23 protein-coding genes are annotated in these 26094 nt (G+C 59.6%); 11 read left to right on the plus strand and 12 right to left on the minus strand.

Annotated features, from left to right (window positions below; translation table 11 throughout):
- Together CCD76_RS14975 and CCD76_RS14980 are read left to right on the plus strand one after the other, a co-directional pair.
- Window positions 1–184, plus strand: a 184-nt coding sequence (locus CCD76_RS14975) for a DUF2795 domain-containing protein (RefSeq protein ID WP_306298812.1), incomplete at its 5' end; no start/stop codon positions are given.
- An 85-nt stretch (window positions 185–269) separates the two neighbouring features.
- On the plus strand, window positions 270–782 hold the full coding sequence (locus CCD76_RS14980; protein WP_071232359.1) for a ferritin-like domain-containing protein: 513 nt from the start codon (window positions 270–272) through the stop codon (window positions 780–782).
- A gap of 200 nt (window positions 783–982) precedes the next feature.
- Here CCD76_RS14980 and CCD76_RS14985 read toward each other — a convergent pair whose 3' ends face one another.
- The gene (locus CCD76_RS14985; RefSeq protein ID WP_087720270.1) at window positions 983–2155 is read right to left on the minus strand and encodes a zinc-dependent alcohol dehydrogenase; all 1173 of its coding nucleotides are present in this window, start codon (window positions 2153–2155) and stop codon (window positions 983–985) included.
- 164 nt (window positions 2156–2319) lie between these two features.
- Window positions 2320–3039 (minus strand): SRPBCC family protein, encoded by a 720-nt coding sequence (locus CCD76_RS14990; RefSeq protein ID WP_087720271.1) that lies wholly within the window; start codon window positions 3037–3039, stop codon window positions 2320–2322.
- A gap of 334 nt (window positions 3040–3373) precedes the next feature.
- Between CCD76_RS14990 and CCD76_RS14995 the strand changes: the two genes are divergently transcribed.
- On the plus strand, window positions 3374–3673 hold the full coding sequence (locus CCD76_RS14995) for a hypothetical protein (protein WP_071232362.1): 300 nt from the start codon (window positions 3374–3376) through the stop codon (window positions 3671–3673).
- A gap of 81 nt (window positions 3674–3754) precedes the next feature.
- On the opposite strand, the gene CCD76_RS15000 is transcribed toward CCD76_RS14995, so the two are convergent.
- Complete coding sequence (locus CCD76_RS15000; protein ID WP_256961327.1) at window positions 3755–3940, minus strand: ferritin-like domain-containing protein; 186 nt, start codon at window positions 3938–3940, stop codon at window positions 3755–3757.
- A 222-nt stretch (window positions 3941–4162) separates the two neighbouring features.
- Between CCD76_RS15000 and CCD76_RS15005 the strand changes: the two genes are divergently transcribed.
- The 6 genes from CCD76_RS15005 to CCD76_RS15035 all read left to right on the plus strand — a co-directional run bounded on the left by CCD76_RS15005 (window position 4163) and on the right by CCD76_RS15035 (window position 10392).
- Window positions 4163–5143 (plus strand): integrase domain-containing protein, encoded by a 981-nt coding sequence (locus CCD76_RS15005; RefSeq protein WP_143543301.1) that lies wholly within the window; start codon window positions 4163–4165, stop codon window positions 5141–5143.
- Between the two features lie 853 nt (window positions 5144–5996).
- The gene (phnC, locus tag CCD76_RS15015; protein ID WP_049756898.1) at window positions 5997–6809 is read left to right on the plus strand and encodes a phosphonate ABC transporter ATP-binding protein; all 813 of its coding nucleotides are present in this window, start codon (window positions 5997–5999) and stop codon (window positions 6807–6809) included.
- A gap of 4 nt (window positions 6810–6813) precedes the next feature.
- Window positions 6814–7677, plus strand: coding sequence for a phosphate/phosphite/phosphonate ABC transporter substrate-binding protein (gene phnD, locus CCD76_RS15020; protein WP_011783500.1), 864 nt, complete (start codon window positions 6814–6816; stop codon window positions 7675–7677).
- 10 nt (window positions 7678–7687) lie between these two features.
- Window positions 7688–8518, plus strand: coding sequence for a phosphonate ABC transporter, permease protein PhnE (gene phnE, locus CCD76_RS15025; RefSeq protein ID WP_011783501.1), 831 nt, complete (start codon window positions 7688–7690; stop codon window positions 8516–8518).
- 9 nt (window positions 8519–8527) lie between these two features.
- Complete coding sequence (locus CCD76_RS15030) at window positions 8528–9538, plus strand: phosphonate dehydrogenase (protein WP_011783502.1); 1011 nt, start codon at window positions 8528–8530, stop codon at window positions 9536–9538.
- Entirely contained in the window at window positions 9532–10392 is an 861-nt protein-coding gene (locus tag CCD76_RS15035) for a LysR family transcriptional regulator (RefSeq protein WP_011783503.1), read from the plus strand. Before CCD76_RS15030 ends, CCD76_RS15035 begins: the two co-directional genes overlap by 7 nt.
- Here the strand turns inward: CCD76_RS15035 and CCD76_RS15040 are convergent.
- From CCD76_RS15040 to CCD76_RS15065, 6 genes are all read right to left on the minus strand, one after another.
- Window positions 10307–11104: a DUF892 family protein gene (locus tag CCD76_RS15040; protein ID WP_218777048.1), complete on the minus strand. Its 798-nt coding sequence runs from the start codon at window positions 11102–11104 to the stop codon at window positions 10307–10309. The genes CCD76_RS15035 and CCD76_RS15040 overlap by 86 nt on opposite strands.
- Window positions 11105–11553: 449 nt before the next feature.
- Window positions 11554–13332: an alkaline phosphatase family protein gene (locus CCD76_RS15045; protein ID WP_179208942.1), complete on the minus strand. Its 1779-nt coding sequence runs from the start codon at window positions 13330–13332 to the stop codon at window positions 11554–11556.
- Between the two features lie 22 nt (window positions 13333–13354).
- A complete protein-coding gene (locus CCD76_RS15050) occupies window positions 13355–14503 on the minus strand; it encodes a mandelate racemase/muconate lactonizing enzyme family protein (RefSeq protein ID WP_087720275.1) in 1149 nt (382 codons plus the stop codon).
- Window positions 14504–14566: 63 nt separating this feature from the next.
- Complete coding sequence (locus tag CCD76_RS15055; RefSeq protein ID WP_087720276.1) at window positions 14567–16093, minus strand: tripartite tricarboxylate transporter permease; 1527 nt, start codon at window positions 16091–16093, stop codon at window positions 14567–14569.
- 1 nt (window position 16094) lies between these two features.
- Window positions 16095–16532 carry a tripartite tricarboxylate transporter TctB family protein gene (locus tag CCD76_RS15060; RefSeq protein ID WP_087720277.1) on the minus strand — a complete coding sequence of 146 codons (438 nt, stop codon included), beginning with the start codon at window positions 16530–16532 and terminating at the stop codon, window positions 16095–16097.
- Between the two features lie 49 nt (window positions 16533–16581).
- Window positions 16582–17511: a Bug family tripartite tricarboxylate transporter substrate binding protein gene (locus tag CCD76_RS15065; RefSeq protein ID WP_179208943.1), complete on the minus strand. Its 930-nt coding sequence runs from the start codon at window positions 17509–17511 to the stop codon at window positions 16582–16584.
- Between the two features lie 676 nt (window positions 17512–18187).
- Between CCD76_RS15065 and CCD76_RS15070 the strand changes: the two genes are divergently transcribed.
- Together CCD76_RS15070 and CCD76_RS15075 are read left to right on the plus strand one after the other, a co-directional pair.
- Window positions 18188–19171: a LacI family DNA-binding transcriptional regulator gene (locus tag CCD76_RS15070; protein ID WP_087720279.1), complete on the plus strand. Its 984-nt coding sequence runs from the start codon at window positions 18188–18190 to the stop codon at window positions 19169–19171.
- Between the two features lie 216 nt (window positions 19172–19387).
- A complete protein-coding gene (locus tag CCD76_RS15075) occupies window positions 19388–21523 on the plus strand; it encodes a TonB-dependent siderophore receptor (RefSeq protein WP_087720280.1) in 2136 nt (711 codons plus the stop codon).
- 173 nt (window positions 21524–21696) lie between these two features.
- On the opposite strand, the gene treA is transcribed toward CCD76_RS15075, so the two are convergent.
- The 3 genes from treA to CCD76_RS15090 all read right to left on the minus strand — a co-directional run bounded on the left by treA (window position 21697) and on the right by CCD76_RS15090 (window position 25768).
- On the minus strand, window positions 21697–23355 hold the full coding sequence (treA, locus tag CCD76_RS15080; RefSeq protein WP_179208944.1) for an alpha,alpha-trehalase TreA: 1659 nt from the start codon (window positions 23353–23355) through the stop codon (window positions 21697–21699).
- Between the two features lie 187 nt (window positions 23356–23542).
- Window positions 23543–24805: a D-mannose isomerase gene (locus CCD76_RS15085; RefSeq protein WP_087720282.1), complete on the minus strand. Its 1263-nt coding sequence runs from the start codon at window positions 24803–24805 to the stop codon at window positions 23543–23545.
- Window positions 24806–24904: 99 nt separating this feature from the next.
- Complete coding sequence (locus CCD76_RS15090; RefSeq protein WP_087720283.1) at window positions 24905–25768, minus strand: SDR family oxidoreductase; 864 nt, start codon at window positions 25766–25768, stop codon at window positions 24905–24907.
- Between the last annotated feature and the right edge of the window lie 326 nt (window positions 25769–26094).

Below are 26094 nucleotides of genomic sequence, written 5' to 3' on the forward strand. Positions count from 1 at the left end.
TCAGGTGGCCAGATTCACTGTGCCACTACACGGTATCGATTTTCCGGCAGGCAAGAACGATATCGTTGAGCACGCCAAGAAAAATGGTGCGGAATCCGACGTCATGAAAGTCGTCGAAGCCTTGCCCGAAGGCCAGTACGAAAACATGGCCGATGTCATGAAAGGCGTGGGGGAGGCCGAATAAGCCGGACGGCTTCGATTCAGGGATGCGTAACCCAACGATGGCCTTCGTTCGACTACGAGGCCGGTAGTTTTCAAGGAGATGAACGATGAGTAGCGATCCCATGCAACAGCTTCATTCATGGCTCAAGGACGCTCATGCCATGGAAGAGCAGGCCGAGCAGATGCTGACCGCCCAGGCCAAGCGTCTGGAGCATTATCCGAAATTGCAGGCGCGCATTACCCAGCATATCGATGAAACCAAGTCCCAGGCCGCTCGGCTCGAGGAGTGTCTGGAGTCGATGAATACCAGCACCTCGACGATGAAAGACCTGGGCGGGAAGTTCGCCGCGATGGGCCAGGCGATCGGCGGTTCCATGGCGCCCGACGAAGTGGTCAAGGGTAGCGTCGCCAGTTACGCCTTCGAGCACTTCGAGATCGCCAACTACCGTGCGTTGATCGCTGCCGCCGATCAGTTGGGTGAGATTCGTATCAAGGAAGTCTGCGAAAGCATCCTCCAGGAGGAGCTGGCCATGGCGAAGTGGCTGGAAGACAACCTCGACGACGTTACCCGTGCCTTCCTCGCCCGGTCGGAAAGTGACGAACTGAGCGGTAAACGGTAAACGGTAAACGGAAAAGACAGATATTGCTGGCTTGTCGAACCGAGGCTCAACATCATCGTTGAGCCTCTTTCGTTGGTGCCTTTCCCAGAGTTCCTGATTTGCCGGGCTTACTCTATGGCCTCTGACCTCGAGCTTTATGACCTCGAGCTTTATGACCTCGAGCTTTATGACCTCGAGCTCTATGACCTCGAGGCTTGGCCTCAAGGCTCAAAGACGACACGCAGGCAGTCGTCGCTCTTGTGCTTGAACATGGCGTAGCCTTGGGGGCCCTCTTCCAGCGAAGCGGTATGGGTCATGAGGTAGGAAGGGTCGAGTTCGCCGGCCTGAATGTGTTCGAAGATCCGTTCGACATAGCGCTGCCCCGGCTGCTGGCCCGATTTCATCGTCAGCGCCTTGTTGACGACCGCGCCGATCGGGAACTTGTCCATGAAGCCCGCGTAGACGCCAAGCACGGACACGGTCCCTCCCTTGCGACAGGAGTGGATCGCCTGGCGCAGCGCCGCACCGCGTTCCGTCTGCAGCCGCATCATCTGCTTCGTACGGTCGTAGACATCTTCGAGCTTGTGTTCGGAATGCGCTTCCATGCCCACGCAGTCGATGCATCGGTCGGGGCCGCGCCCGCCGGTCAGGCTCAACAGCGCATCATGAATGTCATGCTGGGTGTAGTTCAGCCCGATCGCCCCGCCCTGCTTGCGAGCGAGGTGCAGCCGATCCTCGAAGCGGTCGATGGCGATGACCTGCTCGGCGCCCATCAGATAGGCGCTCCGAATGGCCATCTGCCCGACACCCCCGCAGCCCCAGACGGCGACCGTGTCGCCCGGTTCGATATCGGCGATGTCGGCGCCGTAATAGCCCGTGGGAACGGCATCCGAGACGAACAGCGCCTTCTCGTCGCTGATGCCTTCCGGCACCTTGAACAGATTGACGTCGGCGAACGGCACCCTGACGTAGGTGGCATGGCTGCCGGCGTATCCGCCGAATGCATGGCTGTAGCCGAAGATGCCCGTACAGGCGTGTCCGTAGAGTTCCTGGGTGAACGTGGGATTGGGGTTGGAGTTGTCGCAGCAGGAAAATTCCTGACGCTGGCAAGGCTGACAGTCGCCACAGCCAAGGATCGAGATCGCGATGACCCGATCCCCACGGCTGAACTGGGTCACCCCGCTTCCTGCCTCGACCACTTCTCCCAGAAACTCGTGCCCGAGCACGTCGCCGGCGTGCATCGTGGGTACGTAACCATCCAGAAGATGCAGGTCGGAGCCGCAGACGGACGACAGCTTGACCCGAACGATGACGTCACGGGGGTTGATCAATTCCGGATCGGGCAACGTCTCGACGCTCAGCCGATTGGTGCCTTGCCATGTCAATGCTCGCATGAAGACTCTCCTTGTTCCTGTTCGGCCTGTGCCACGTCCCGCGGAACATTCATGATCGACAAGGCCAGCCGACGACAGGCTTCGTCTGAAAGCGGGGCGTGCCTTGACAACGTCTGGTGGTCCACGAATTCCTGGACAAGCCCGATTTTCCAATCTCCCAAATCTCAGGTAAACGGCCGCGATGCCGTGATCTCGCCGGTTTCCATCTTCTGCTTGAAGCGCCGGAGGTTGCGGTGCAGCCAATGGGAAGTGCCGCCCGATCCCTTGTCGGCCAGATAGCCCAAGTGGCCTTTGGCGGGTTCGTAGGTCACGTAGCACTGGACTTCCGTCCCGCCTCTGCCTGGCGCGTCCTGAAAACGCACCCAGCCGGAAAACGGCGGCAGAGCTTCCGAGTCGGAGACCCACTCGAGGAACTCCCCCTCCCGATCGTCGACGAGACGCACGAGAAGCTGTTTCGCGGGGTCGCTATCCAGGATCCAGCGTGTCGTCCGATCGTCGACCTGCTCGATATGCATGGCGGGCGTCAGGACTTCGGCCAGCTTGTCGGGCGCGCGCCAGAAACGGTAGAGCTCATCGCGAGGCTTGTTGACGGTCACGCTGTGCGAGACCACCCTGGCCGCCTGCCAATGATGCGCTTCGGCCACGTGCTTCTCGTAAGGAGAGGCCGAGAGTGCGCCCTTGAGCCGACACTCTCCCTTGATGGCCCGATAGACCAGCATTCCTGACAGGATGGCCTGCCCCCAACCCATGAGGCCGCCTTTTCTCAAACCGCCTGCTATCCCCCACAAACCACCGCCCAGCGAAGCCCAGCGTTCCACGCCAGTGACCGGAGCCATATCCTGCTTGCGGGTATGCGAAAGCGTATGTCGCGCTTCGGAAGACATCGAATTTCTCCCTTTTCAGCCGGATCGCGGTAGGTCGCGGTCACGGTCGACGATAGTGCCTGTTGGCAATGTTTAACGTTAGCCGATCGCCAATCCCGCGAGCGCACCGATGCCCGGCGGCGTTAAAGCACATCAAATCCGATCGCAGAATCCCGATCGCGAGGCAACGTCAAGGCAGCGTCAACGCTTTGACAGGTATCGATTAGCGCAGATAAACAACCGCGGTTCATCGTACCGAAGGAGTGCTTCTCGACACCCGAAAAAAGGGCTATGTTGAGAAAGCAGTTGTCTGAGGAGAACTCATCCACGAACGGATTCGGTATAGGTTACCAACATGGAAAATGAACGTAGCGCTGTCTATGACGGCGAAAGTCGGTTGGTAGGTAATGTCATCAAGGAAAACGGTACGCAAAACGTATTGATGGAAACCGAGGAAGGCACCACTTACCGTATTCCGATGGAAAAGCTGACTCGCCATGACACGCACTGGGTCTTGAACGATCCGGTGGATCACTTTCCTGCCGTTCCTTCCGAGCAGGAAATGCAGGCCCGTGTGGACGACATGAGCGCGGACAGTTTCCCGGCGAGCGATCCACCCAGCTTTACGCCCGGCAAGCCGGATATCGAAAGATGATTTCTTTCGGATGGAAACCGCTTACTGAAACCTCAAAAAAGGCCCTCGCCATGAGGGCCTAATCGATCCGGAACTCGAGACTTATCCCGCTTTCTGATTCACGTTCTGCTTGGCCAGCTTGGAGAGCTTGTCATCGGTGGCCTTCTCTTCCTTGAGCGTCTCGGCAAGGATATCTTTGGCTTCGGTATAACCGAGCTGCTCAGCCATTGCGCACAAGGTGCCATAGGCGGCAAAATCCGCCGTCTCTGTGAAAGTGTTAACGCACACAGAGACGGCGGAGACCGCCCTAATGCTAGGCCGCGCGTAGCGCGGGATTAGCCTTCAAGAGCGGCGGACGAAACACGACGAAATCGTGCCTTGCAGGTGCGATTTCCAGAAACTTCGTTCGTCATCCTTTCCGCTGCCCGAGCCGTGCCAACTGGAGCATGGGGCTTATGCCTACGCCGGGGCGGTGTCGCCAATGCCCTATCAGGACGAGGCCGGTACCGCGTGCGATTGACCCTCGCCACAGCACTCGAAACCGCATCGGAAAGACACATTCACCAGGAAGCCGGACTGACGCACCGGCAGCAGAATCGCGTCACTCTCGCAGGCTTGCGTGTGCCTTCATCACACTGCGTATCACTTACCAACGGAGAAACGGGTTTGAGAGGCAACAATTACGGATTACGAACACGAGATATGGCACAGGCCGGGCGCTTTGCCATGAAACAAGAGGCAGCCAATGGCGATGCTAGCTTCTCCACCGCAGCCAGTGTAGGAGATCGTTTCACTCTTTTTGCGGCATTCGCTCAGAGCGAGGGCCTCAGACGACTGGAGGAGATCACTGCAGAGCTGGTGACACAATATGGCCAGTCCCTGGCCGACCAGGTTGCAGACGGCACGATGTCGGCGTCATACGCCCAGAATCTGGTCTCGGCGATAAATTCGGTTATGAAAGCCGCCACGCGAGGAGAGTGGAACAGTGTGAGTCCTACCAGGACCTGCGGTATTGCAAAAAGATCGAATATACGGAAAACGCCCGCTGCATCTATCGAGCGAGACAAAGTTGAGGCTGCCAGGGAACGTATGACAGCCCGTGGCCAAGCCATCACAGACCTGGCTCGGGACCTGGGCCTTCGGTCAAAAGAAGCGAGCCTGATCAACGCCAAGGGGGCATTAAACGAGGCGAGGTCAACTGGCAGAGTGACCATCACGGACGGCACGAAAGGCGGAAAACGGCGAGAGGTGCCTATCACACAGGGCCGACAGATAGCGTCGCTGGAACGCGCAGCTCTGGTCCAGGGTGAGGCCCGTTCGCTGATTCCGGAGGATCAGACCTGGGCACAGTTCCGTGATAAGGGATTGCGGGGAATTCGAGAGACTCTGCAAAGATGGGGAATGACTGGCCTGCATGACCTCCGAGCAGGTTACGCCAGTGAGCGATACCAGGCGCTAACAGGCGCTAACAGGCCACCGGATTCCGATTGATGGCGGCCAGGCAACCAGAGAGGACGACAAATCGGCTCGGGAGATCATCGCTGTCGAACTCGGACACGGAAGAATCGATGTCGTGGCATCGTACATAGGAGCCAGGCCATGAGGCAGGAATTATTCTACAGACTGCACCAACATGCCCGAAAAGGTGGGAAAACCGCTCGTCGGCGGCAACTCAGGCGCATCGAAACATTTTTACGATGGTGTGGACGCGCCCCCGACCAAATTGGCCGGCGGCAGGTGCACGAGTTTTATCGGGCACATGATTTTGCACCGACCACTGCGCGGGATTATGACAGTGCGATCAGGCTACTGTGGAGAACAATGGGCAGGGCTGGCGAACCACCCAGACCACCAGGCCAGGATCAGAGTTGATGGTTTGCACATCGCCCATGGTTTTTACTGTCGATGCTCTTTTTCCTTGCCCACCCTTAAGGCCACACCTTGAATTGCTGCCCGTTTCCAGATCCACCCCACCATAGTCAGCACCTGGAAGCGCGACCTATTGGAGAGCGCGTCCGACCTCCTCGAAGGCAAGAGTATAGTCGGTAAGCAATTCGATGAACTCAGCACGGACGAACTGTACCGTGAGATTCGCCGACTGACGGTGGAACGCAATTTTTGTTGCTTAAGCTCCTGGGTGGCTCGTTCCACTTTGGCTGAGCTCCATGTATTTCACAGAGCCCTTCGGAAAATCCTTGCGAACCAAAAGCACTTCATCAACCTGTCACGTCAGTGACACGACGGTGTCATCCCTCAGCTTTACCGTTCAATTGTAACTCGCAATACGGCGAGCTTATTTATTGCAAAAGGTGATCCTGTGGCGCCAACTCAATCAACCAATGTGATGCTTCGAGTCGAGAGTATGGGCGTAACCTACCCGGGAAACGTCCTCGCGCTCAAACCCACCAACGTTCACTTTCACAAGGGCGAATTCACCGTGCTACTGGGACTTTCAGGCGCGGGTAAATCCACTCTGCTTCGTTCACTGAATCACCTGGTTAAGCCCACAACCGGGAAGGTTGTGTCTGGCGAGTTTGGTGAACTGACCAACCGTAGAATCCTGCGACAGCACCGCAGCCGCACCGCCATGGTGTTCCAGCATCACCAGCTGATCGAACGATACACCGCGTTACAGAATGTGCTGACAGGCAGACTTGCGTATCACGGTACTTGGCGAAGCCTGCTTCCCCTGCCCCGGCAGGACCTGGAGTTGGCTCTGCAATGCCTCGACCGCGTAGGTCTGGCTGACAAAGCGCTTTCCCGAGTAGATCAGTTGTCCGGCGGCCAGCAGCAGCGGGTTGGAATCGCCAGAGCATTGGTGCAGCAACCATCCATGATTCTTGCCGATGAGCCCGTTGCCAGCCTGGATCCGGCCACTTCTGAAAAGGTACTCGGCCTACTGCGCGATATTTGTCAGGAAGATGGAATCACCGCGGTTATTTCCTTGCACCAATTGGAATACGCCCAGCGTTTTGCAGACCGGATCATCGGCCTTTCGAACGCTCATATCGTTTTTGACGATGCTCCTGAAAACCTGAAATCGAAACACCTGGACGAGATTTACCACCGTTCACCCAGCGTGGTAGCTGCGGAAGGCAAACCAGCCATCCATAAACCTAAGACCACCCCGATAACGACAGACGTACTGGAGAGATAGCACAATGAAGACAATGATTCACTCTTTGCTGGCTCTGATAATGATGCTCGGCATCCATTGGTCAGCCCATGCCGCAGATACAGACCCTGATCTTTTGAAAGTTGCCTTGCTGCCGGATGAGAACGCGTCAGAACTGATCAAGCGAAACCAACCTTTGAAGGATTACCTGGAAACCACTCTTGGTAAGGAAGTAGAACTGATTGTTACCACCGATTACTCCTCCATGATCGAAGCCATGCGTTTTGGCCGAATTGACCTGGCTTACTTTGGTCCGTTGTCCTATGTGATGGCCAAGAGTAAGAGTGACATTGAACCCTTTGCCGCCATGGTGGTAGACGGGAAGCCGACTTATCGCTCCATCATTATTGCCAATGCAGACTCTGGCGTTGGCTCCTTCGCGGATATCAAAGGCAAGAAAATGGCCTACGGTGACCGCGCATCCACTTCCAGCCACCTGATCCCCAAGACCGTACTCCTTGAGAAGGCAGAGCTCGAAGCCGGAAAGGACTATGAGGCTCATTTCGTCGGTAGCCATGACGCTGTTGCGGTTAACGTCGCCAATGGCAATGCCGACGCCGGAGGGTTGTCCGAAGTTATCTTCGAGCATGTGATGGACCGCGGTTTGATTGATCGGAGCAAGGTCAAAGTGCTGGGCTACAGCGGTGACTTTCCTCAATACCCCTGGGCCATGCGTTCGAACCTGGCCCCTGAGCTGAAGAGCAACATTCAGAAAGCCTTTCTGCAGATCGATGACCCGGAGATTCTCGACAACCTGAAGGCTGAGGGATTCGCGGCAATTACCGACGAAGATTACGATGTCATCCGCGCTATGGGTGTCCTGCTCAATCTTGATTTCGCAAAAATGTGAGGAGTGCCCCATGAACTATACAACGACGGAACCGGCGACTCTGTCGCCGGCCCCGTCGGCCTCCGTGCTGGATGAGCACGCGAAAGGCTGGCGGAAAAAACTCGGACAGTCGCTGTTAGTGCTGCTCATCATTTTTGTCGCAAGTTGGTACGTAGGGCTGCTCAATTTCAATACACTTGCCAATGGCGTGCCAGCCATAGGCACACTCATTGGCGAATCTCTTCCACCTGACTTCACCAATGTGGCCAGCTGGGTGTCGCCGTTAATCGACACGCTTGCGATGAGCATTGCCGGTACTGCCATTGCAGTAACCTTGTCTGTGCCACTGGCATTCCTGGCTGCGCGCAACACCTCTCCACATCCGGTGGTGTTCCAAGTAACTCGAACCCTTTTAAACGGTTTGCGTTCAGTCCCGGAACTGATCATGGGCATCATCTTCGTGGCTGCTGTTGGTTTTGGGGCGTTGCCTGGCGTACTGGCGCTCGGTCTTCACTCCATTGGCATGGTTGGAAAGTTTTTTGCCGAAGCGATTGAGCATGTAGATGAGGCGCCAGTGGAAGCGGCCGATGCTGCCGGCGCTACTCGCTTGCAGGTGCTCTATCACGCCGTGCTGCCACAAGTACTTCCTCAATTCGCGGACGTGTCCATTTATCGCTGGGAATACAATTTCCGTGCCTCGACCGTAATGGGCATGGTGGGTGCCGGTGGTATTGGCTTCGAATTGATGGGCTCGCTGAGAATCATGCAGTATCAGGAAGTCAGCGCCATTCTCATTGTCATCTTGTTGATGGTCACCGTCGTGGACAGTCTCAGTGGCCGCCTTCGTAAGAAATTCAAATAAGGAACGTCGATGAAACCCAAGGTTGTGATAACCCATAAGATCCATGACAGTGTTCTGGATGAACTTGCCCAAGATTGCGAGCTGGTCACCAACCAATCCGGCGCCACGTTGCCCCAGGAGGAAGTGGCTGCGCGCGTTGCAGACGCTGATGCGATGATGGCGTTCATGCCAGACCGAGTTGGAGTGGAGTTCCTACAGGGGTGTCCGCGCTTGAAGGTGATTGGTGCAGCCCTGAAAGGCTATGACAACTTTGATGTGGATGCCTGCACGCGTCATGGGGTTTGGCTGACATTTGTACCGGATTTGCTAACCGTGCCTACTGCAGAGCTAACGGTCGGGCTGACGATCAGTCTCACCCGACAAGTCAAGGCGGCGGACCACTTCGTTCGATCCGGTGAATTTACTGGCTGGACACCACGCTTCTATGGGCAGGGGATCGAAGGCTCACGGATTGGTATTGTGGGTATGGGGGCCATCGGCCAAGCGGTGGCGCAGCGCCTGAACGGATGGGGAGCGGATTTAATCTATTCCCAGCCGGAACGTTTACCCGTGCAGCATGAGCAGGCACTGGGTTTGTCCCATACTCCCCTCAAGATGCTGCTGGCCCAGTCAGATATTGTGATCCTGGCACTGGCGCTCAATGAGCAAACCCTCCACACCATTAATCGCGAAACGCTAACAGGAATGAAACCGGGCGCATTCCTTATCAATCCCTGCCGTGGATCTGTGGTGGATGAGGGTAGTGTTCTGCAAGCGCTTCAATCCGGTCAGTTGGGGGGGTACGCCGCTGATGTGTTTGAGATGGAAGATTGGGCGAGAGAAGATCGTCCGAGGGAGATCGCCCAGGGGCTCAGGGCCCACCCCAACACGCTGTTTACTGCTCACATCGGATCGGCAGTCAGCCAGGTGCGTCTGGCTATCGAGCAACGCGCTGCTCGGAACATTCTGCAAGTGCTTCGGGGTGAGCGGCCGGGTGATGCGATCAATGATCCCAGTGGCCGCGAGAGCGGCCCATGCTGAATCTTGTCTGGCTGAAGAGTTTCGTGGCGGTGCTGGACCACAACGGGTTTCAGGCCGCAGCCCGCCAGTTGGACATCGCACAACCCACACTGTCCCAGCACCTTCAAAAACTCGAAAACCAACTTGGCGTTTTATTGGTCCACAGGGGGCGCTCTGGCTGTGAGCCAACCCGGGCTGCCTTAACCTTGTTGCCTTTTGCCCGAAGTCTGCTCCGGCTGGAGGAGCAGGCGAGATCTTCCATTATGGAGGCTCGACTTCGCGTTGGGGCGAGCTCCAATATTGGGATTTATATGCTCCAGCCCTACATCCGTCGTTACAAGGAGCTGGGCGTAGGGCCCGAGGTGGATGTGGTAATAGATTCCAATCCGACTATTGCACGGCATTTATCGGACGGTGAGCTGGACGTGGCGATTATGGAGTGGTGGCATGATCTACCCGGATTCCATGCTCAGGCGTGGCGTAACGAGCCCGTTGTTCTAATCGTTCCGCCTGGTCACCCGTTAGCCCGTCGAACCGATATCGACCGCGATACGCTGTCTAACATGGCTCTGATCGGCGGCGAACCCGGCACCGGCACTGGCCGGCTTTTGGCGACCTACTTCGGTGAGCATGGGCCATTTCCGACGGTATCTATGCAGCTGGGTAGCACCGAAGCCGTCAAGCAAGCGGTTAAGGTCGGACTTGGCGCATCGTTGGTGCTTGAAAGTTCTGTACGGGAGGAGGTCCAAAATGGAAGTCTGGTGGCTATTCCCGTGAGTGAGCCTGGCCTTAGCAAGGAGCTGATGGTGATTTATCCGAGCAGCCTGGACAAACACAGGCCAGTATACTCGTTTGTTGGGCATCTCTGTGAATAGCTATTGGGTCCACCTCACGCATATCTAGCTGGGAATGCAGATACTGAGCCTCACGCTCACTTCGACAACGCAGTATTCCGTCATCTGCATATCGGCAGAATGGGATATCCGGATGACGAACGGTCAGCCAACGATCCAATGCATAATGCAGAAACAGGTTTGCCAGAACTGGCGATAACGGGCCACCTTGTGGTGTGCCAACGTTCCGTCGTTCCTGCTTACCATCTTTCGTCTGCATCGGTGCCGTTAGCCAGCGCCTCACATACAGCAGCACCCAGGATTCAGAGCAATGGTGGTCAAGAGCCTTGAGCAATAGCTCATGATCAATATGATCAATTTCATAGTGCTCCACCTTTTGAGCCGCACCTATCAAGCCTGCGTCCAGAACGGGGCCTTTCTCCGCATTATCGATGAGTTCTTGAGACTCTTCGATCAGACTCTCCATGACATAGCACTTGGTGCGCTTGATTCGAATATCAGGAATCGTATCCGCCACTTTCTCGAGCCGTTCCACCTGCCCGCGGGTTTCTTCAAGGTGTTTTTTGAAGGCTTCCACCAGCTGATCGTTATCGGCGGCACGTGCCAGCTTGGGAAGTGCGCGAGTAATTTGCTTTTCTGCACTATTGACGTCAGAAAGCAAGTGAATAAAAAGATCGTTAGCGCTTTTAATGACCATATCGAAACTCCATTGGATTGACCAAGCGATAGCCATGATCGGTTTCGCGACAATGCTTGCGAAACTGATAGCCAAAGGCTCACTCGCTTAGTTGATGCATTCCATGCTTCTCGTTGTGCAATTGGCAATCGCCAAGCACGACCTAAAGGTAGCAGCTCCTGCCAAACGACAAAGCCTCGTATCAGGTTTTCTATGTAACCAATGTAGAGGCGAGCCGTTGGCGTCACCGGCTAGCCAATAGGTCAATGTATAGTCATAAAAGAGAAGTGTTTATCGACAAAAACTCCCATGAGTTAATGTCGATAAACTCGACTAACGAAAAGCAGCGCACACGCGGCCGGGTTGTTCAGGATGAGCGAGTATTATTGATATCCATTAACCTTGGCGCCGCGTAAAAACAGACTGGACGCAATGCGAGGCGTCTTTCCATCGCTCAACTCGAGACGCCTCTTCCTCCATGAGCAGCCGTTACGTTCAGTGATGAATCAAGCCGGGTCCAGCAGCGCAGTCAACGGCTTGCCGTCCAGCGAGTCGGTGGGCAGGCCGAGCAGCCTGGCGAAGGTGGCCCCGGCGCTGTCCATGCGTTGAATGCCGCGAGCCGTATCGAATGGCAACTCGACACCGCCACGAATCCCCGCGCCATGGAAAAACGCCACGCCGTGGTTGGAAGCGAACGCGGTGCTGGCGGTAGGCACTTGCGGACCGTGGTTGGCGCCGGGGGTAACGAGTTCGGCCACCGTGTCACCGCGTTCGTTGGTGCCCCAGACGAAACCGGGAGCGTAGGCGAACAGCACGTCGCCCATCAGCTCGCCCCAGTAGCCAAGCGGGCTGGCGTCCTGTTTCTTGAGTGCCAGCGCGACCACGTTGCGCTCGCCCGATTCGGTATCGACATACCAGGTGGTCAGCGCCTTGAGAATGCGTGTCTGCACACGCTCGATATCCTCGACGGCGACCCGGTCCCGGTTGACGAAGATTTCCAGTCCGCCGCGCTCGTCCTTGAGAAACGCCTGGCTTCGCGCCGGATCCGGTCGCCCATTGCCATCGATCGTGCACAGGTCGAATTCGGCCAACCGCCTGTGGATATCACAAAGATGACTATTGGGCACGTCGCCGTGATCGGAGGCGAGCACCACCACCGTATCGTCGTCGCAACCGGCCAGCGCCCGACCCAAGGCGTCATCGAGAATCCGGTAGGAACGCCGGATCACCTCGAGATAACGCACGGCATCATCGGCGGCGTAGAACTTCGATTCGGGATCGCATTGCGCCAGACAGGTGTGATGGGTCTCGTCGTTGAGCCGGAAGACCGTGGCAAAGAGCTGGAAACCTTCTTCGTTGAGCAGCGTCAGAGCGCTGTCGACCAGCCACTCGAGCTGGTAGCGCCCTTCCTCGAAGCTGGTCTCGAAGTAGCGTGTATCCGGGTCGGCAGAGACCGCCCATTTGGAGATGAACGGGCCGTGGCGCTCGATCAACCGCTGGGCAACTTCGGGTTGCCCGCTGGTGGACGCGGGCGCGGTCACCTGGGATTGCAACAGATCGATCCTGCCGCTGGCGGCGTCGAAATCGAGCAGCTTGAAGCGTATCGCCGTCCGCTTTCCTTCGAGTTCGAGCGGCAGCCATTCGCTCCACTCGCCGACACTCAGGCTGGCCTCGCCGCCCGCCAGGATGAGCCGGAGACGCTCGCCGTTCGGGCTCAGCGTTACCGGTACGGGCTCGCCACGATGTGCTGGGATCATCGCCCTGAAATCATCGCCGCTGCGCTCGATGGCAAAGCGATTGTGCTTCTGATGGTGCGCCAGCGTGCCGGTGGGCGGCCACCCCAGGGCTTCGGTCTGGGGTGTAGCCTCCCAGCGATCGAGCCGAGTGCTGTGCAGGCACGCCGGAGCGAGCTCCATCGGTGCCGGCCCGCTCCCGCTCCAGAACGGGGCGAAGCAGAGATCCTCAGGGCCGGTCGGCTTGAGACTCTCGGGAAAATGCACCAGCGCCGCTCGTTGCCCCGCGGCGCTCATCAGCTCCAGCAGGTGTTGCGTGCCACTGGGCGGCAGTCGCTGGCCGACCCAACTGGTGCCCGGCGCCTGACCGGTCAGAAACGTCACGAAGTTGGTGTCACCCCAGGTCGAGATGTAGGGCAGCAGCCGCGTCGAGCCGCCTTCATCGCGCAGGCGCTGGATGTTGGGCAGCACGCCCTCGGCGCAGAAGCGCTCGACGAGCTCGGGGATCAAGCCGTCGACGCCCAACAGCAGGATTTTACGGTTCTGACTCATGTGGCTCTCCTGTGGGCACGGCTTAGCGGATGGTGTAGTGATCGATGATCGAGCGGTCGATCTCGATACCCAGGCCGGGCTTGTCGAGCACCTCGACACAGCCGTTGGCATTGAGCTGGAACTCGCCGCCGATCAACTCCTGACGGAACGGGTGGGCGGACTGGTCGTACTCGAGCATGGGTTCGTCGGGCGTCAGCGACAGCGGTTGCGGCGGCAGCGTGGCGATGAACTGCACCGCCGCCGCCAGCCCGATGCCGGTCCCCCAGACGTGGGGAATCAACGGTACGTGCCAGGCCTGGGCCATGGCGGCGATCTTCTGGCACTCGGTGAGACCACCGGCGGCGCCGAGATCCGGCTGGATGACATCGAGCACGCCTTCACTGATCAGGTCGCGATAGCCGATCTTGGTGTACTCGTTCTCGCCGGCGGCGATCCAGGTGCGAGAGATCCCCTTGAGCTCGCGATAGCCGTGACGGTTCTCCGGGCTCAGCGGCTCCTCGAACAGATGCACACGCGTCTCTTCGAGCTCCATCAGAATGCGTCGCGCCGCCGGCACGCTGTAGGCGCAGTTGGCATCCATCATCAGCGCAATGTCGTCACCCACCGCTTCGCGCACCGCGCGCATGTCGCGGATGTCCGCCTCGATGCCGAAACCGGTCTTGAGCTTCATCGCCCGGTAGCCATTGGCCTGATGACGCAGCGCCTCCTCGACCACCTCTTCGGGATACTTTCCGCCTTCGCGACGATAGAAGCCGGTGGCGTAAGGCCGGATTGCGGTACGAAACGCCCCGCCCATCAAGCGGTGGATCGGCTGCCCCAGCGCCTTGCCGGCGAGATCCCACAGCGCGATATCGATCGCGGCGATGCCGAACAGCGCCGCCCCTTTCTGACCGTAGGGCCGGGTGTGGTTGTACATCGTCTCCCACAGCACCTCGCGGTCGAAGATCGAGCGGCCGATCACCAGCGGCTTGAGCGCGTGCTCGACCATCGCCTGGGCGACCTGCGGCGGCTGCAACCCGTGATTGATGCATTCGCCCCAGCCCACCAGGCCGTCATCGGTATGGATTTCCACCAGCATTGCCGTGCGCTGATGCACCCAGCCCTGAGAGAAGGAGAAAGGCTGCTCCAGCGGCGCGGCCAGCACGTGGGTCTTGAGGTCAGTGATGATCATGGCAAGAAATCGCTCTGCGAAGGGTAGTGTCGGCGAAGGAAGAAAAATCGAAGATGTCGATGCTCATGCGCGGCTGCTCGAAGGCGATACGGGCTCGCGTCGGGCGGCGATTTTTGCTCGCCAGTCGAGCACGCCCGCCATCGTCGTCCAGACCAGGAACAGCCCGATCAACACGAACAGCGTCGCGGCGATGCCGCTGTGAGTGAAGAAGGAGAGGAAATCGCCGCGCGAGATCAGAAGCCCGCGGCGTAGCGAGCTTTCCAGCGCCGGTCCCAGCACCATGCCGATGACCAGCGGCGCCAGCGGATAACCGCCGCGACGCAGCACGTAGGCGAGAATGCCGGTCAGCGCCGCGACCACCAGATCCAGCGGATTGCCGCGCACCGACACCGCGCCGATGAAGCTGAACATCACGATGCCGCCCATCACGAAGCCCAATGGCAGCTTGAACAGGTAGCGGAACAGGCCGATGGAGGGTTTGCTGAGAACCAGCATGGCCACGTTGACGATGATCAGCACCACGAACAGCGCATAGACCGTCTGCGCCTGGTCGACCATCAGACGAACGCCCGGCGTAATGCCGTGAATCACCATCGCGCCCATCATCATGGCCGTGACCACGTCGCCGGGAATGCCCAGGGCCAGGGTGGGAATGAAGGCGCTGCCGGTCACCGCATTGTTTGAAGATTCCGAGGCGATGATGCCGTCGGGCTCGCCCTTGCCCAGATTGGCCCGCCGCGGCGACAGCTTCTGGGCCGCGGCATAGCTGATGAAGGCCGCTGCTGCCGCCCCGGTGCCCGGCAGCGCGCCGACGAAGCTGCCGATGAACGAACCCCGCACCAGTTCGATCAGACGGCGGCCGATCTCGCGCAGGTTCGGGAAGCGCAGCCGCGCCTCGGGAATGGTCGTCGCCTCTTCGTCTCGCGCCGAGAAACGCACGAAAACTTCCGACAGCGCGAAGGCCCCCACCACCACCGGGATCAGATCCAGCCCGGAGCTGAGCGCGTAGGTGCCGAAGGTGAAGCGGTCGGCGCCAGTGATCGGGTCACTGCCCACCGTCGAGAAGAAGAAGCCCATCATCCCGCAGACCAGCCCCTTGAGCAGGCTGCCGCGGGAAATCCCGACGATGCACAGCATCGCCAGACAGACCAGCGCGAACACCTCGATCGAGCCGAAATTGACGGCGAACTTGGCCAGCTGAGGGGCGCAGAAGATCAGCAGCACGCAAGAGAGCACGCCGCCGAAGAAGGAAGCAAAGGTGGCCCAGCCCAGCGCTTCGTCGACGCGGCCCTGCTGGGTCATCGGATAGCCATCGAAGGTGGTCGCCGCCGACTGCGGCGTGCCGGGGGTATTGATCAGAATCGCGGTGATCGAACCGCCATAGACCGAGCCGCAGTAGACGCCGATCAGCAGCGCCATGCTGGTAATGACATCCATGCCGAAGGTAAACGGCAGAAAGATCGTCAAGCCAACCACCGACCCCAGCCCGGGTAGGCCGCCAATGATGATGCCTGCCCAGGTGCCGATCACGATGGCGAGCAGCGCCTGCCAGGTGAAAGCGTCACCCATCGCTGCCAGAATCATGTCCATCTCAGATCACTCCATTCGTGAGCAGCGCCGGCAACCGGATCATCAGCACGTGGTGAAACAGGAACCACAAACCGCCACCGATCACGATCGTGCCCAGCAGCAGCGGCAATGGCCGCCGGATACGAAACAGCCATAGCGTCAACGCCACCAACGGCAACGCCGGGATCAGAAAGCCGAGACTCGCCGTGGCAATCGCCGCGATCAATATCGCCGCCATCAACAGCGGCAGAGGCGTCAGCGTCACGCGTTTCACCGGGACGCGGCGGATCAACTCGCCGATCAGGATCGCCAGCGCCACTACGCACCAGATCGTCAGCACGATGCGGGGGACCAGCATGGCGCTTGCCGGCCCCTGCCACGCGGTGATCGAAAGACCGGCGCCAGCCAGCAACAGGGCCAGCGCGGTCAATACTCGAGGATGGATCAAGGATGCGAACATGGATCGCGGCTCCTGAGAGATCGAGAGAACAAGGGTTCGAAAGAACGGGTTACGGCGTCAGGCCAGCGTCCTTGAGCACCTGCTTGTTGGCCGCGAAGCGCTTTTGCACGAACGCCTTGAAATCGTCCGGTCCGAGATAGGCGATATCCGCCTTGGCCTTGTCGGCGAATGACTTGAACTTGTCCGATTCCACCGTCGCCTTGCACGCCTCGGCATACTGCTGAGTGCGCTCCTCGGAAATTCCCTTGGGCGCGACGACGCCCTGCCAGACGGCGAAGTCCATCTCCGCCAGGCCGAGTTCCTGCATCGTCGGCACGTCGGGATAACCCTCTACTCGGTTCTCTGCAAAGACCGCCAACGGGCGCAGGTCGTAGTTTTCGAGGATGGTCTCGGTATCGGCCATGATCTGGATCTCGTTGCCGGCCAGTGCATTCATCGCCGGGCCGGAACCGCTGTAGGGCACGTGCTCCGCCTTGAGATCGCTGTTGACCGTCAATGCCGCCATGGCCAGATGCGGCAACGTGCCGGGGCCGGAAGAGCCATACAGGAAGGGGTATTCCTGCGACTCCTCGACCAGTTGCTTGAACGACTCGATATCGGAAGACTTCGAGACCATCAGGAACATCGGGTTGGAAACGGTGCGGCAGATATAGGTGAAGCTGTCCGGGCCGTAGGGCAGCTTCTTCAGCGAGGGCTGGATCGACAGCGCACCGGCGGGTTCATAGCCGATGATGTTGGGATTGCCTTCGCTATTGGCGACCTCCGCCGTACCGACTGTTGCGCTGGCGCCGGCCACGTTACGTACCACCGAGGTGACACCCAACCGCTGCGAGAAGATCGGCTCGAAGCTGCGCGCGACGATGTCGGTGGCGCCACCCGCCGAGAACGGCACGATGATGTCCAGATGATCGGCGGCCATCGCCGAATGGGTTGCGCCAATCAGCGCAAGGGCGGCCAGCGAATAACGCAATGTTGTCATGGTTAGCTCCATTTTTCGTAGCGCTGCGAAAACGGCGGAAAACAGAACGCATGGCTGACGTCGTCAGACTTGTGTGCGCTCTTCCCGAGCTGATTCGAACTCTTGCTCTCGCCTAAGCCTTTGGGCGAATAACGGATGCCCGCCGAGATGGACTAGAATCGTAGCGCTACGATTTTGACCGGACAATCTTTGCCAATCGTCCATTCGTCGTAGCCTTAGACCAAAGGACAAGTAGCCGCGCCGACACGGCAGAGCGTCGCTTCAACCCGGACCGCAGCCGGCGAGAAAGACGAAACCTCAGCGTGGACTGGATACACTAGCTCTGTCTGAAAAGTCGGCGAGCGATAGCCAGACAAGGCGCAACGACTTTAGGGAGTAACAGCCGAAGGCTGACCCGAAGGGTGAGCGTAGCGAATCAAAATCGGCGAAAAAGGACCGGGCTGGCGTCCCAGTTTACGCGGAGTAAATGAGCATTTTGAGTCGATTTTTAACGCCGTATGGGTGAGCGCAGACATTTTTCAGACAAAGCGTAGCGAACGGCATCGACACGAAAGCACAAGACATTCATACGCTTATCAGCGAGACGCCGGGTGCGAGGACCGACACAACCCGGTGATCGCGAAGGAAGGGGCCAGAAACCGTGGCAAGAAGCAGACGCAGTTCACAGCGAGTGACCATGGGCGAAGTCGCCCAGTTGGCCAACGTTTCGCCGAGCACGGTATCGCTCTACCTGCGTCGTCCCGATGAGGTCTCCTCCCGGCGTGCCGAGAAGATCCAGTCGGCCATCGACCGGCTGGGCTATCTGCCGAATACCATGGCTGGCGGGCTGGCCTCGTCGCGCTCCAACGTGATCGGCGTGCTGGTGCCGACCATCACCAACTCGTTCTTCTCGGAAACGCTCGAGACGCTGGAGCGCCATCTGCGTAGCGCCGGTTATCAGCTGTTGATCGGCAATACCGAGTTCGACGACTCCCGGGAAGAGGAACTGATCCGGTCGATTCTGAGCTGGAACCCCGCCGGCCTGGTGCTGACCGGCTTTCTGCACAACCGCAAGTCGCTGTCGGTGCTCGCCAGCAACGACACGCCCATCGTCGAAATGTGGGATTACGGCCAGCCGGGGCTGGATATGATCGTGGGCTTTTCGCATCACACCTGTGGCCGCCTGGTGGCCGAACACATGTTGCGCCAGGGCCGGCGCCGAATGGCCTTCGTCAGCACCAACTTCCAGCGTGACGTGCGCGCCCGCGACCGCTATCACGGCTTTCGAGACGCGGTCGAAGCTGCCGGCGGCACCGTCGAGCTGCGCGAGCTGAGCGGACGCAGCCATGCCGAGGAGACCGGCCATCTGACCCAGGCACTGATGCAGGCCCACCCCGAGATAGAAGCCATCGGCTGCTCCAACGACATGGTGGCGCTTGGCGTACTGTGCGAATGCCAGCGCCAGGGCTGGGAGATCCCCGGCCGGCTCGCCCTCGCCGGCTTCGGCAACCTGGACTTCACCACCAGCACCGTCCCGCCGCTGACCACCGTCGAGCCACCGCGCCGGGAAATCGGCCAGCACACCGCCCGACTGCTGCTGTCACGCCTCAGGGGGGAACTGCCGGAAAGCGATAAACGGCTGGACCTGGGGGTGAGGCTGGTGGAGCGGGAGAGCGCATGACGATCCGGGGTGTGAGGCAACATAGTGGATCGACGCCTTACGCGGCAGTGGCTGCGCAAGATTCTACAGCATCGCATAGCCAATCATGAACGCGAATGAAATTGAGAAGAATTATCATTATTGACTGATAGGTGTGTCCTCCGGATAATCCTCGAGCCCGCCATAAAAAAACCGCGGGTATATAAGAAGAGATCATTCACTTTCGGGGACACCACGATGAGCGGTCGCAATCGCACGATCGTGAGCCGCGAGAAACCGTCATGGTGTCATCACACCACCACGGCGATTCTCTGCGGTTCAGCACTATTCACCATTCCCGCGCTCGGAAACGCGCAGCAGACAGGGAGCGACGATGGGGCGTACCGCCTATCTCCCGTTATCGTCAACGCTCAGGCAGCGCCTGACGACGACGCCGATACCGTCGTAGCGCGGGAGCTTTGGGTAGGCGGGAAGGTCGCTACCAGCATTCAGGACACGCCCGCTTCCGTCTCGGTGATTACCCAGAAAGAGATCGAGCAGCGCGACGCCCAGACTACCGAGGAGGTTCTGCAATACACCCCCGGGGTCATCACTGACTATTACGGTACCGATGACCGCAACGACTATTTCCAGATTCGCGGCTTTCAGGCCACGACCTATCGCGACGGGATGACGCTGGGCTCCATGCGTGGCGTGCGTGAAGATCCATACGCCTACGAGCGCATCGAGGTGCTGCGCGGCTCGAACTCGACGCTGTTCGGCCCCGCCGACCCGGGCGGATCGGTCAACTTCGTCAGCAAGCGACCACGATTCGAGCGCTTCGGCAACGGCTTTCTCTCCTACGGATCGTTCGATCACAAGGAAGCCGGCATCGATGTCGGCGATGTCCTGGACTCAGGCCAGACACTGGCCTATCGCTTCACCGGAAAGATTCAGGACAGCGACCGAGAGTACGATCACTCGAAGGATAACAGTGGTCTTTTGATGGGCGGCCTGACGTGGGAACCGACGGATCAAACCACGGCAACGCTGATCGTCGACTATCTCAACCGAGACGACACGCCCAATAGCGGCGGCTATCCGCTCGACCGAGAGTATGACCGCGACGACTTCTTCGGCGAGCCCGGCTTCAACGATCAAGACGTCGATCGCACTAGCATCACCGGCCAGCTGCGCCACGACTTCGAAAACGGCCTGACGCTGAGCACGAACCTGCGTTATAGCGATCTCAAGGATGACTTTCAGTACGTCTATATTAACGATGTCGCTGCGCGCACCAGCACGGTGGTGAACCGAGACTATTTCGGTACCGATACCGAAGCTCACGAGTTCATCGGCAATACCATCCTGCAGTACGATGCCAGCTTCGGCGAGATCGACAGCAGCACCCTCGGTGGTATTGAGTACCGCGACGCCTCGACTGATAGCCAGTCGATCTACGGGAATGCGGAACCCATCGATATCACCAACCCGGTTTATAGTGGCGGTCCCGAAGACCTGACGCCCTACCGGTACGAAAACCAGGATTACCAGACTCGTTCGGTCTTCCTGACGCAGAATCTCTCTTTCTATGATCGCTTCGTGGTCAGCGCCGGCGTACGCAACGACTCGATGGATCTCTCGAGCGAGGGGGAATCCTACGGCGCCGCTTTCGACGACAGCGACGATTTCTCGGAGACCACCGTGCGTGGCGCACTGACCTATATCGTCAACGACGAACTCTCCACTTACGTCAGCTACGTAGAGTCGGTCGCACCGCCCACCATTGGCGTCACACCGGAGCGCGGCAAACAGCAGGAGATCGGCCTGAAATACTCGCCCGACGGGATGAACGCCCAGTTTTCTGCGGCGATCTACAACCTGGAAAGAGACGACGTGACCATCGCCGTAGTGCAGGACAATGGCGCCATCGACCAGCAAACCATCGGAACGTCCCGGGCGCGCGGTCTCGATCTCGAGGCCAAAGCCGAGCTGACCGATAATCTGAGCATCGTCGGCGGTTACTCCTATCTGGATACGGAGGTCGAAGAGGGCACGCTGCGTGATGGCACCTCGATCAAGGGCAACGATTTCGCCATCGCTCCGAAACACACCGCCATGCTCTGGGGTTACTACACGCTGCCGGGCGAGAAGATGAGCGTCGGTCTGGGCGCCCGCTATACCGATGGCTACTACTTCGACGCCGCCAATACCTCGAAGAGCGATTCGGCAACGCTGTTCGACGCCGCCTTCGACTATCGGATCGTCCAGAACACCGACTTCACGATCAACGTCAGCAATATCTTCGACGAGCAGCACGTCGTCGGCTCCGGCACGGCCAACTACTACAACCCGGGCCGCGAGATTCGGGCGAAAGTCAGCTACCACTGGTAACGCCAACGATAGCGTTTTAACGTCCTCGAGCGGTCGAGATCGCTCGGGGGAGTGCTTGTAGCTTTGCCGTATACGTCGCCTTCGGATTTCCAGTTACAGCGACGCTGCCGAGCGTGCTGACACACAAAACGGCCGGACCTTGTGGCCCGGCCGTCTTCAATGGCGAGACTTGGCTACTGGCTGGCTTGCGACGGATAGCGGTGCATCAGATCCAGCAGGACGCCGTTGGTCCAGCCGAACCCGTCGACGACATCATATTCACCGCCGCCGCCCACGGCGGGGTCGACCACGTCGTATTTTTCGACCAGCTTGCCGGTCTGTTGGTAGACCGCGCGATTGGTTTCGATCCAGCGCCGGGCGATGGTTTCGGCCAGGTCGTCGTGTCCGTAGCGGTCGAGACCGGAAACCGCCAGCCACTGCAGCGGCGCCCAGCCATTGGGCGCATCCCACTGTTCGCCGGTGTTATGCGTGGTGGTGACCATGCCCCCGGCGCGCAGCAGCTCGCGCCGCACCGTCTCGGCCGTGGCATCGGCCTTGGCCGGATCGGCGACGCCAAACGCCAGCGGATAGACCATGGCCGCTGAAATGGCATCGGTCAGATGCCCCTGCCGCCAGTCGTAATCGGTGTAGTAGCCCCCGTCAGGTTGCCAGAAGACCCGGTTGATCGCGCTTCGACGTTGTTCGGCCAGCGCCTCGAAGCGTGCCGCCTGGGCATCATCGCCCTCGACCCGCCATGCATGCGCCAGGGTGCGTTCGAGCTGGTACAGCAGCGCGTTGAGATCCACCGGCAGGATATCGCGGGTCTCGATGGTGGTCTGGTGCTGGCCATCGGCCATCCAGCGCGAGCTGAAGTCCCAGCCACTTTCGGCAGCGGCTCGTAGATGGCCGTACAGTTCGGGAGCCGGCCGGTCGCTACGCGCGGCCAGCTCGCGTTCGGCGGCGTAGGCTTCCGGCCGGGGCCAGTTCTCGCTTCCGTGATAGCGATTGAGCAAGGTGCCGTCGGCCAGTTGAACCACGTGCTCACGTACCTCGCCGGGGCCGATTTCATCGGCGCCGCGCATCCAATAGTCGTGTTCCCGCATCAATTCGGGCAGATAGCGGCGATAGACGGCTTCTCCGTCATGCTCCGCCAGCAGCGCTACCATCGGAGCGAAGAACGGCGGCTGGCTACGCGTCAGAAAATAGGTCCGCGTACCGTTGGGCACGAACCCGTAGGTGTCGATCAGCCAGGCGAAGTTGTCGACCATGTCGCGCACCAGGTCGAAGCGGTCGCTGCGCGCCAGGCCCAACATGGTGAAGTAGCTGTCCCAATAGAACATCTCATTGAAGCGCCCGCCCGGCACCACGTAGGGCTCGGGCAACGAGACCAGACTGCTCCAGGGGCCTTCGTCGGTATCCGCTGGGTCCCGTGTCAGATAGGGCCACAGGTTGACGATGTGGGTCTCGATCGAGGTATCGGCCGCCTCGCTAAGGCGCGTTTCGTTCTCCGGACGCGGATCGAAGTTGGCATCGACGAAGGCTTGCAACCGGGCCTTGTCGATTTCCCCTTCCTGCTGCTGCAGCCGTTCGAAGTCGGCCACGATAGCCGCGGGGTCGCGCTTGGGCAACAGATCGACCACCGACTTCCCATCCGGATAGAGCTGCGCCATGGCGACGGCCTTCATCACCGGCCCCCAGGTACGTTCCGGGGACTGCCTGGCGGTCTTGGCAGGCGCCTCTTGCACCGGTTCCCGCTCGATGCCCTGCGTGCCGCAGCCGCCCAGCAGCAGCGCTGTCAGCAGTAACGTGGTCCACCCCAGCCTCATCTGCCGATAATTCCCAAGCCATTCCATTGTCGTTCTCTTCACGGCCATGTGTCGGAAGTCAGTGTCGGAAGTCATAGCTAGCCAGACTTCAGCGACGAAGCCCATGCCGCTTTCGAGGTATGGCGTCTGTCCGAATGACAAACGCCCCGATCATGAATCGAGGCGTTTCCAAGAGTGGAGATTCGAATATCCCCAGCGGTTACAACGCTCCGTGTTACAACGCTCCGTCGGCGATGGCTCTGGCCATGGTGGGAGACAGCGGCAATCTGGGCAGCAGCGTTGCCTGATAGGCATGATAGAGATCCGCCTTGCCGCTCCAGATTTCGCTGGATGGGTTGTTGTGGCGGTCGAGTTCCTGCCACCAGCTGCCCCGTTCGCGATCGATCAGAAAACGATCGATGTAATCCCAGAAACGGCGATACCAGGTTTCGTAGGTTGCGTCGCCGGTACGCTTGAGCAGCGCCGCGGCCGTGGCGGCGGCTTCGGCCAGCGTCCAGTGCATGCGCTCGTGAACCACCGGCTGGTTTTTCCAGTCGTGAGTGTAAATGAGCCCTGGCTCGCCATCGACGTTCCACGCCAGCTCGGTCGCGCTATGGAACAGCCCCTGCGCATCCTCCAGCAGCCAGCCCGGCGCCGCTTCGCCATGGCGCAGCAGCCCGCCTTCGAGATGCAGCATCAGCCGCGCCCATTCGAAGGCGTGACCAGGCGTAGCGCCGTAAGGTCGGAACTGATCCTTGGGTGTTTCCTGGTTGTAGTCGCGCCATTCGTTCCACTCGCTGTCGAAGTGCTCGACGACACGATAGTCGTTGGGCCTGGCGTGGGCGTGAATGATCCTGTCGACGATGGAGAGCGCCCGCGCCCGCCACTTCGGCTCGTCGAGAACGTCGGCGAGTTGCAGGAAGGCCTCGGTCGAGTGCATGTTGCTGTTGCCGCCGCGATACGCCTCGTCTTCGCGCCAGTCGCGGGAAAACCCCTCACGCATGCGCCCTTCGTCTTCGGACCAGAACCGGGTCTCGATCACGTCGATGATATCGTCCAGCAGCGGCTTGGCGTCTTCGTTGCCGGCTTGCCAAGCGCTGGCCGCCGCCAGCGCGACGAAGGCGTGAATGTAGGCCTGCTTGGTCTGCGTTTCGCCCGCCTTGGGCCGTTCGCCATACCAGCCGCCGTGCTCATCGTCGTGAAGCTCGCCTCTCAATGCCGCGACGCCGTGTGCCACCAGCGGTGCCATGCCGGGCTCGCCACGCATAGCGGCCAGCGCGAAACAGTGCGTCATGCGGGCAGTGATCATGGTGTCGGGGTTGGCATCCGCCGGCAGTCGGCCGTCTTCGTCCAGCGCCGCAAAACCGCACTCGGCATGGCGCGAGGCGCGATAGAACGCCAGCAGGCGCTGGCCTTCGCTCTCCAGCCAGTGATGATGTGCCGGCCGATCCAGCCAGCTGTCCTGACGTGGCGGCAGATTGTGAGTCGTACCTGGCATGTTCGGGGCCTCCTTTTGCCCGAGAATTGCTGTTGGTGCTCGAAGACCCTGGGCGATTCCCGAGCAGGGCTCCATGACTTTCGATCTTTTGGTGACCGCTCAACCGTTGACGATCATGCCGCCGTTGGGGTGTAGCGTCTGGCCGCTGATGAAGGACGCGTCCAGCGATGCCAGAAAGACATAGCACGGCCCCAGCTCGGACGGCTGCGCGGCCCGCCCCATCGGCGTGTCGGAACCGAAATCTTCCAGCATCTGCGGATCATGGGCACCCAGGGTGGCGGGTTGCAGCGGTGTCCACACCGGGCCGGGCGCGACCGCATTGACCCGGATACCGCGCGCTACCACCTGATTGGAGAGCGAACGGGTGAAGCTGATGATCGCGCCCTTGGTGGCGGTGTAGTCGACCAGGAAATCGGGCCCGATATACGCATTGACCGAAGCGGTGTTGATGATCGAATCATCTTCTCCCAGGTACGGCAATGCCGCCTTGGTCAAATAGAACATGCCGTGAATGTTGGTGGCGAAGGTCTGTTCCCACTGGTCATCGTCGAGCTCGGTAAGATCGGTGCACACCTGCTGGGTGCCGGCGTTGTTGACCAGAATGTTGAGCCCGCCGAAGGTGTCGACGGCCTGCTGGAGCGCCGAGCGGCAGAACGCGGCATCGCGAATGTCACCGGCAATCGACAGGCAGCGCCGCCTTTCCGCCTCGATCAGACGCTGCGTCTCTCTGGCGTCCTCGTCCTCGCTGAGATACATGATCGCGACGTCGGCGCCCTCGCGAGCGAAGTGGATCGCCGCGGAACGGCCGATACCGCTGTCAGCGCCGGTCACCAGGGCGATCTTGCCCTCCAGCTTGCCGCTGCCGCGATAGCCCGGGCGGATGAACTCCGCCGGCGGCTGCATCAAGCCTTCCTTTCCGGGTAGTGACTGCTGTTGCGCATGGATTTCGGTCTTCTTGACCATCTGGGCCGCTCCTTGGCTTCGGGTTGGATACACTGACTGAATCGAGTCATCCGCGATGCAAAGCGAACGCAAGAGCGATTGCCCATGAGCGTAGCTTTGCTACGCGACGCTATCGGTCTTAGGCTTTGTCTGAAAACTGCCTGCGCTCGGCCATACGGCGTTAAAAATCGGCTCAAAGTACTCATTTACACCGCGTAAACTGGTACGCCAGCCCGGTCCGTTTTCACCGATTTTTGCCTTGTCTGACCTTCGCTCGACGACTTTTCAGACAAAACCTAGTCGAGCGCTGTTCTCTCGACAAGCCGAGCGCGATCGGAACAGGCAGC

The sequence above is a fragment of the Salinicola salarius genome (assembly GCF_002179555.1).
In the GTDB taxonomy this organism is placed as follows: Bacteria; Pseudomonadota; Gammaproteobacteria; order Pseudomonadales; family Halomonadaceae; genus Salinicola; species Salinicola salarius_A.

What these genes read in the sequence shown, in the direction of transcription:
- CCD76_RS14980 (WP_071232359.1), top strand. Translation starts at nt 270, where the DNA reads ATGAGTAGCGATCCCATGCAACAGCTTCATTCATGGCTCAAGGACGCT.
- phnC (WP_049756898.1), top strand. Translation starts at nt 5,997, where the DNA reads ATGCTTCGAGTCGAGAGTATGGGCGTAACCTACCCGGGAAACGTCCTC.
- treA (WP_179208944.1), bottom strand. Translation starts at nt 23,355, where the DNA reads ATGGAATGGCTTGGGAATTATCGGCAGATGAGGCTGGGGTGGACCACG.
- CCD76_RS15065 (WP_179208943.1), bottom strand. Translation starts at nt 17,511, where the DNA reads ATGACAACATTGCGTTATTCGCTGGCCGCCCTTGCGCTGATTGGCGCA.
- CCD76_RS15035 (WP_011783503.1), top strand. Translation starts at nt 9,532, where the DNA reads ATGCTGAATCTTGTCTGGCTGAAGAGTTTCGTGGCGGTGCTGGACCAC.
- phnD (WP_011783500.1), top strand. Translation starts at nt 6,814, where the DNA reads ATGAAGACAATGATTCACTCTTTGCTGGCTCTGATAATGATGCTCGGC.
- CCD76_RS15055 (WP_087720276.1), bottom strand. Translation starts at nt 16,093, where the DNA reads ATGGACATGATTCTGGCAGCGATGGGTGACGCTTTCACCTGGCAGGCG.
- CCD76_RS14985 (WP_087720270.1), bottom strand. Translation starts at nt 2,155, where the DNA reads ATGCGAGCATTGACATGGCAAGGCACCAATCGGCTGAGCGTCGAGACG.
- phnE (WP_011783501.1), top strand. Translation starts at nt 7,688, where the DNA reads ATGAACTATACAACGACGGAACCGGCGACTCTGTCGCCGGCCCCGTCG.
- CCD76_RS15075 (WP_087720280.1), top strand. Translation starts at nt 19,388, where the DNA reads ATGAGCGGTCGCAATCGCACGATCGTGAGCCGCGAGAAACCGTCATGG.
- CCD76_RS15050 (WP_087720275.1), bottom strand. Translation starts at nt 14,503, where the DNA reads ATGATCATCACTGACCTCAAGACCCACGTGCTGGCCGCGCCGCTGGAG.
- CCD76_RS14995 (WP_071232362.1), top strand. Translation starts at nt 3,374, where the DNA reads ATGGAAAATGAACGTAGCGCTGTCTATGACGGCGAAAGTCGGTTGGTA.
- CCD76_RS15090 (WP_087720283.1), bottom strand. Translation starts at nt 25,768, where the DNA reads ATGGTCAAGAAGACCGAAATCCATGCGCAACAGCAGTCACTACCCGGA.
- CCD76_RS15060 (WP_087720277.1), bottom strand. Translation starts at nt 16,532, where the DNA reads ATGTTCGCATCCTTGATCCATCCTCGAGTATTGACCGCGCTGGCCCTG.
- CCD76_RS15070 (WP_087720279.1), top strand. Translation starts at nt 18,188, where the DNA reads ATGGGCGAAGTCGCCCAGTTGGCCAACGTTTCGCCGAGCACGGTATCG.
- CCD76_RS15045 (WP_179208942.1), bottom strand. Translation starts at nt 13,332, where the DNA reads ATGAGTCAGAACCGTAAAATCCTGCTGTTGGGCGTCGACGGCTTGATC.
- CCD76_RS15040 (WP_218777048.1), bottom strand. Translation starts at nt 11,104, where the DNA reads ATGGCTATCGCTTGGTCAATCCAATGGAGTTTCGATATGGTCATTAAA.
- CCD76_RS15030 (WP_011783502.1), top strand. Translation starts at nt 8,528, where the DNA reads ATGAAACCCAAGGTTGTGATAACCCATAAGATCCATGACAGTGTTCTG.
- CCD76_RS14990 (WP_087720271.1), bottom strand. Translation starts at nt 3,039, where the DNA reads ATGTCTTCCGAAGCGCGACATACGCTTTCGCATACCCGCAAGCAGGAT.
- CCD76_RS15085 (WP_087720282.1), bottom strand. Translation starts at nt 24,805, where the DNA reads ATGCCAGGTACGACTCACAATCTGCCGCCACGTCAGGACAGCTGGCTG.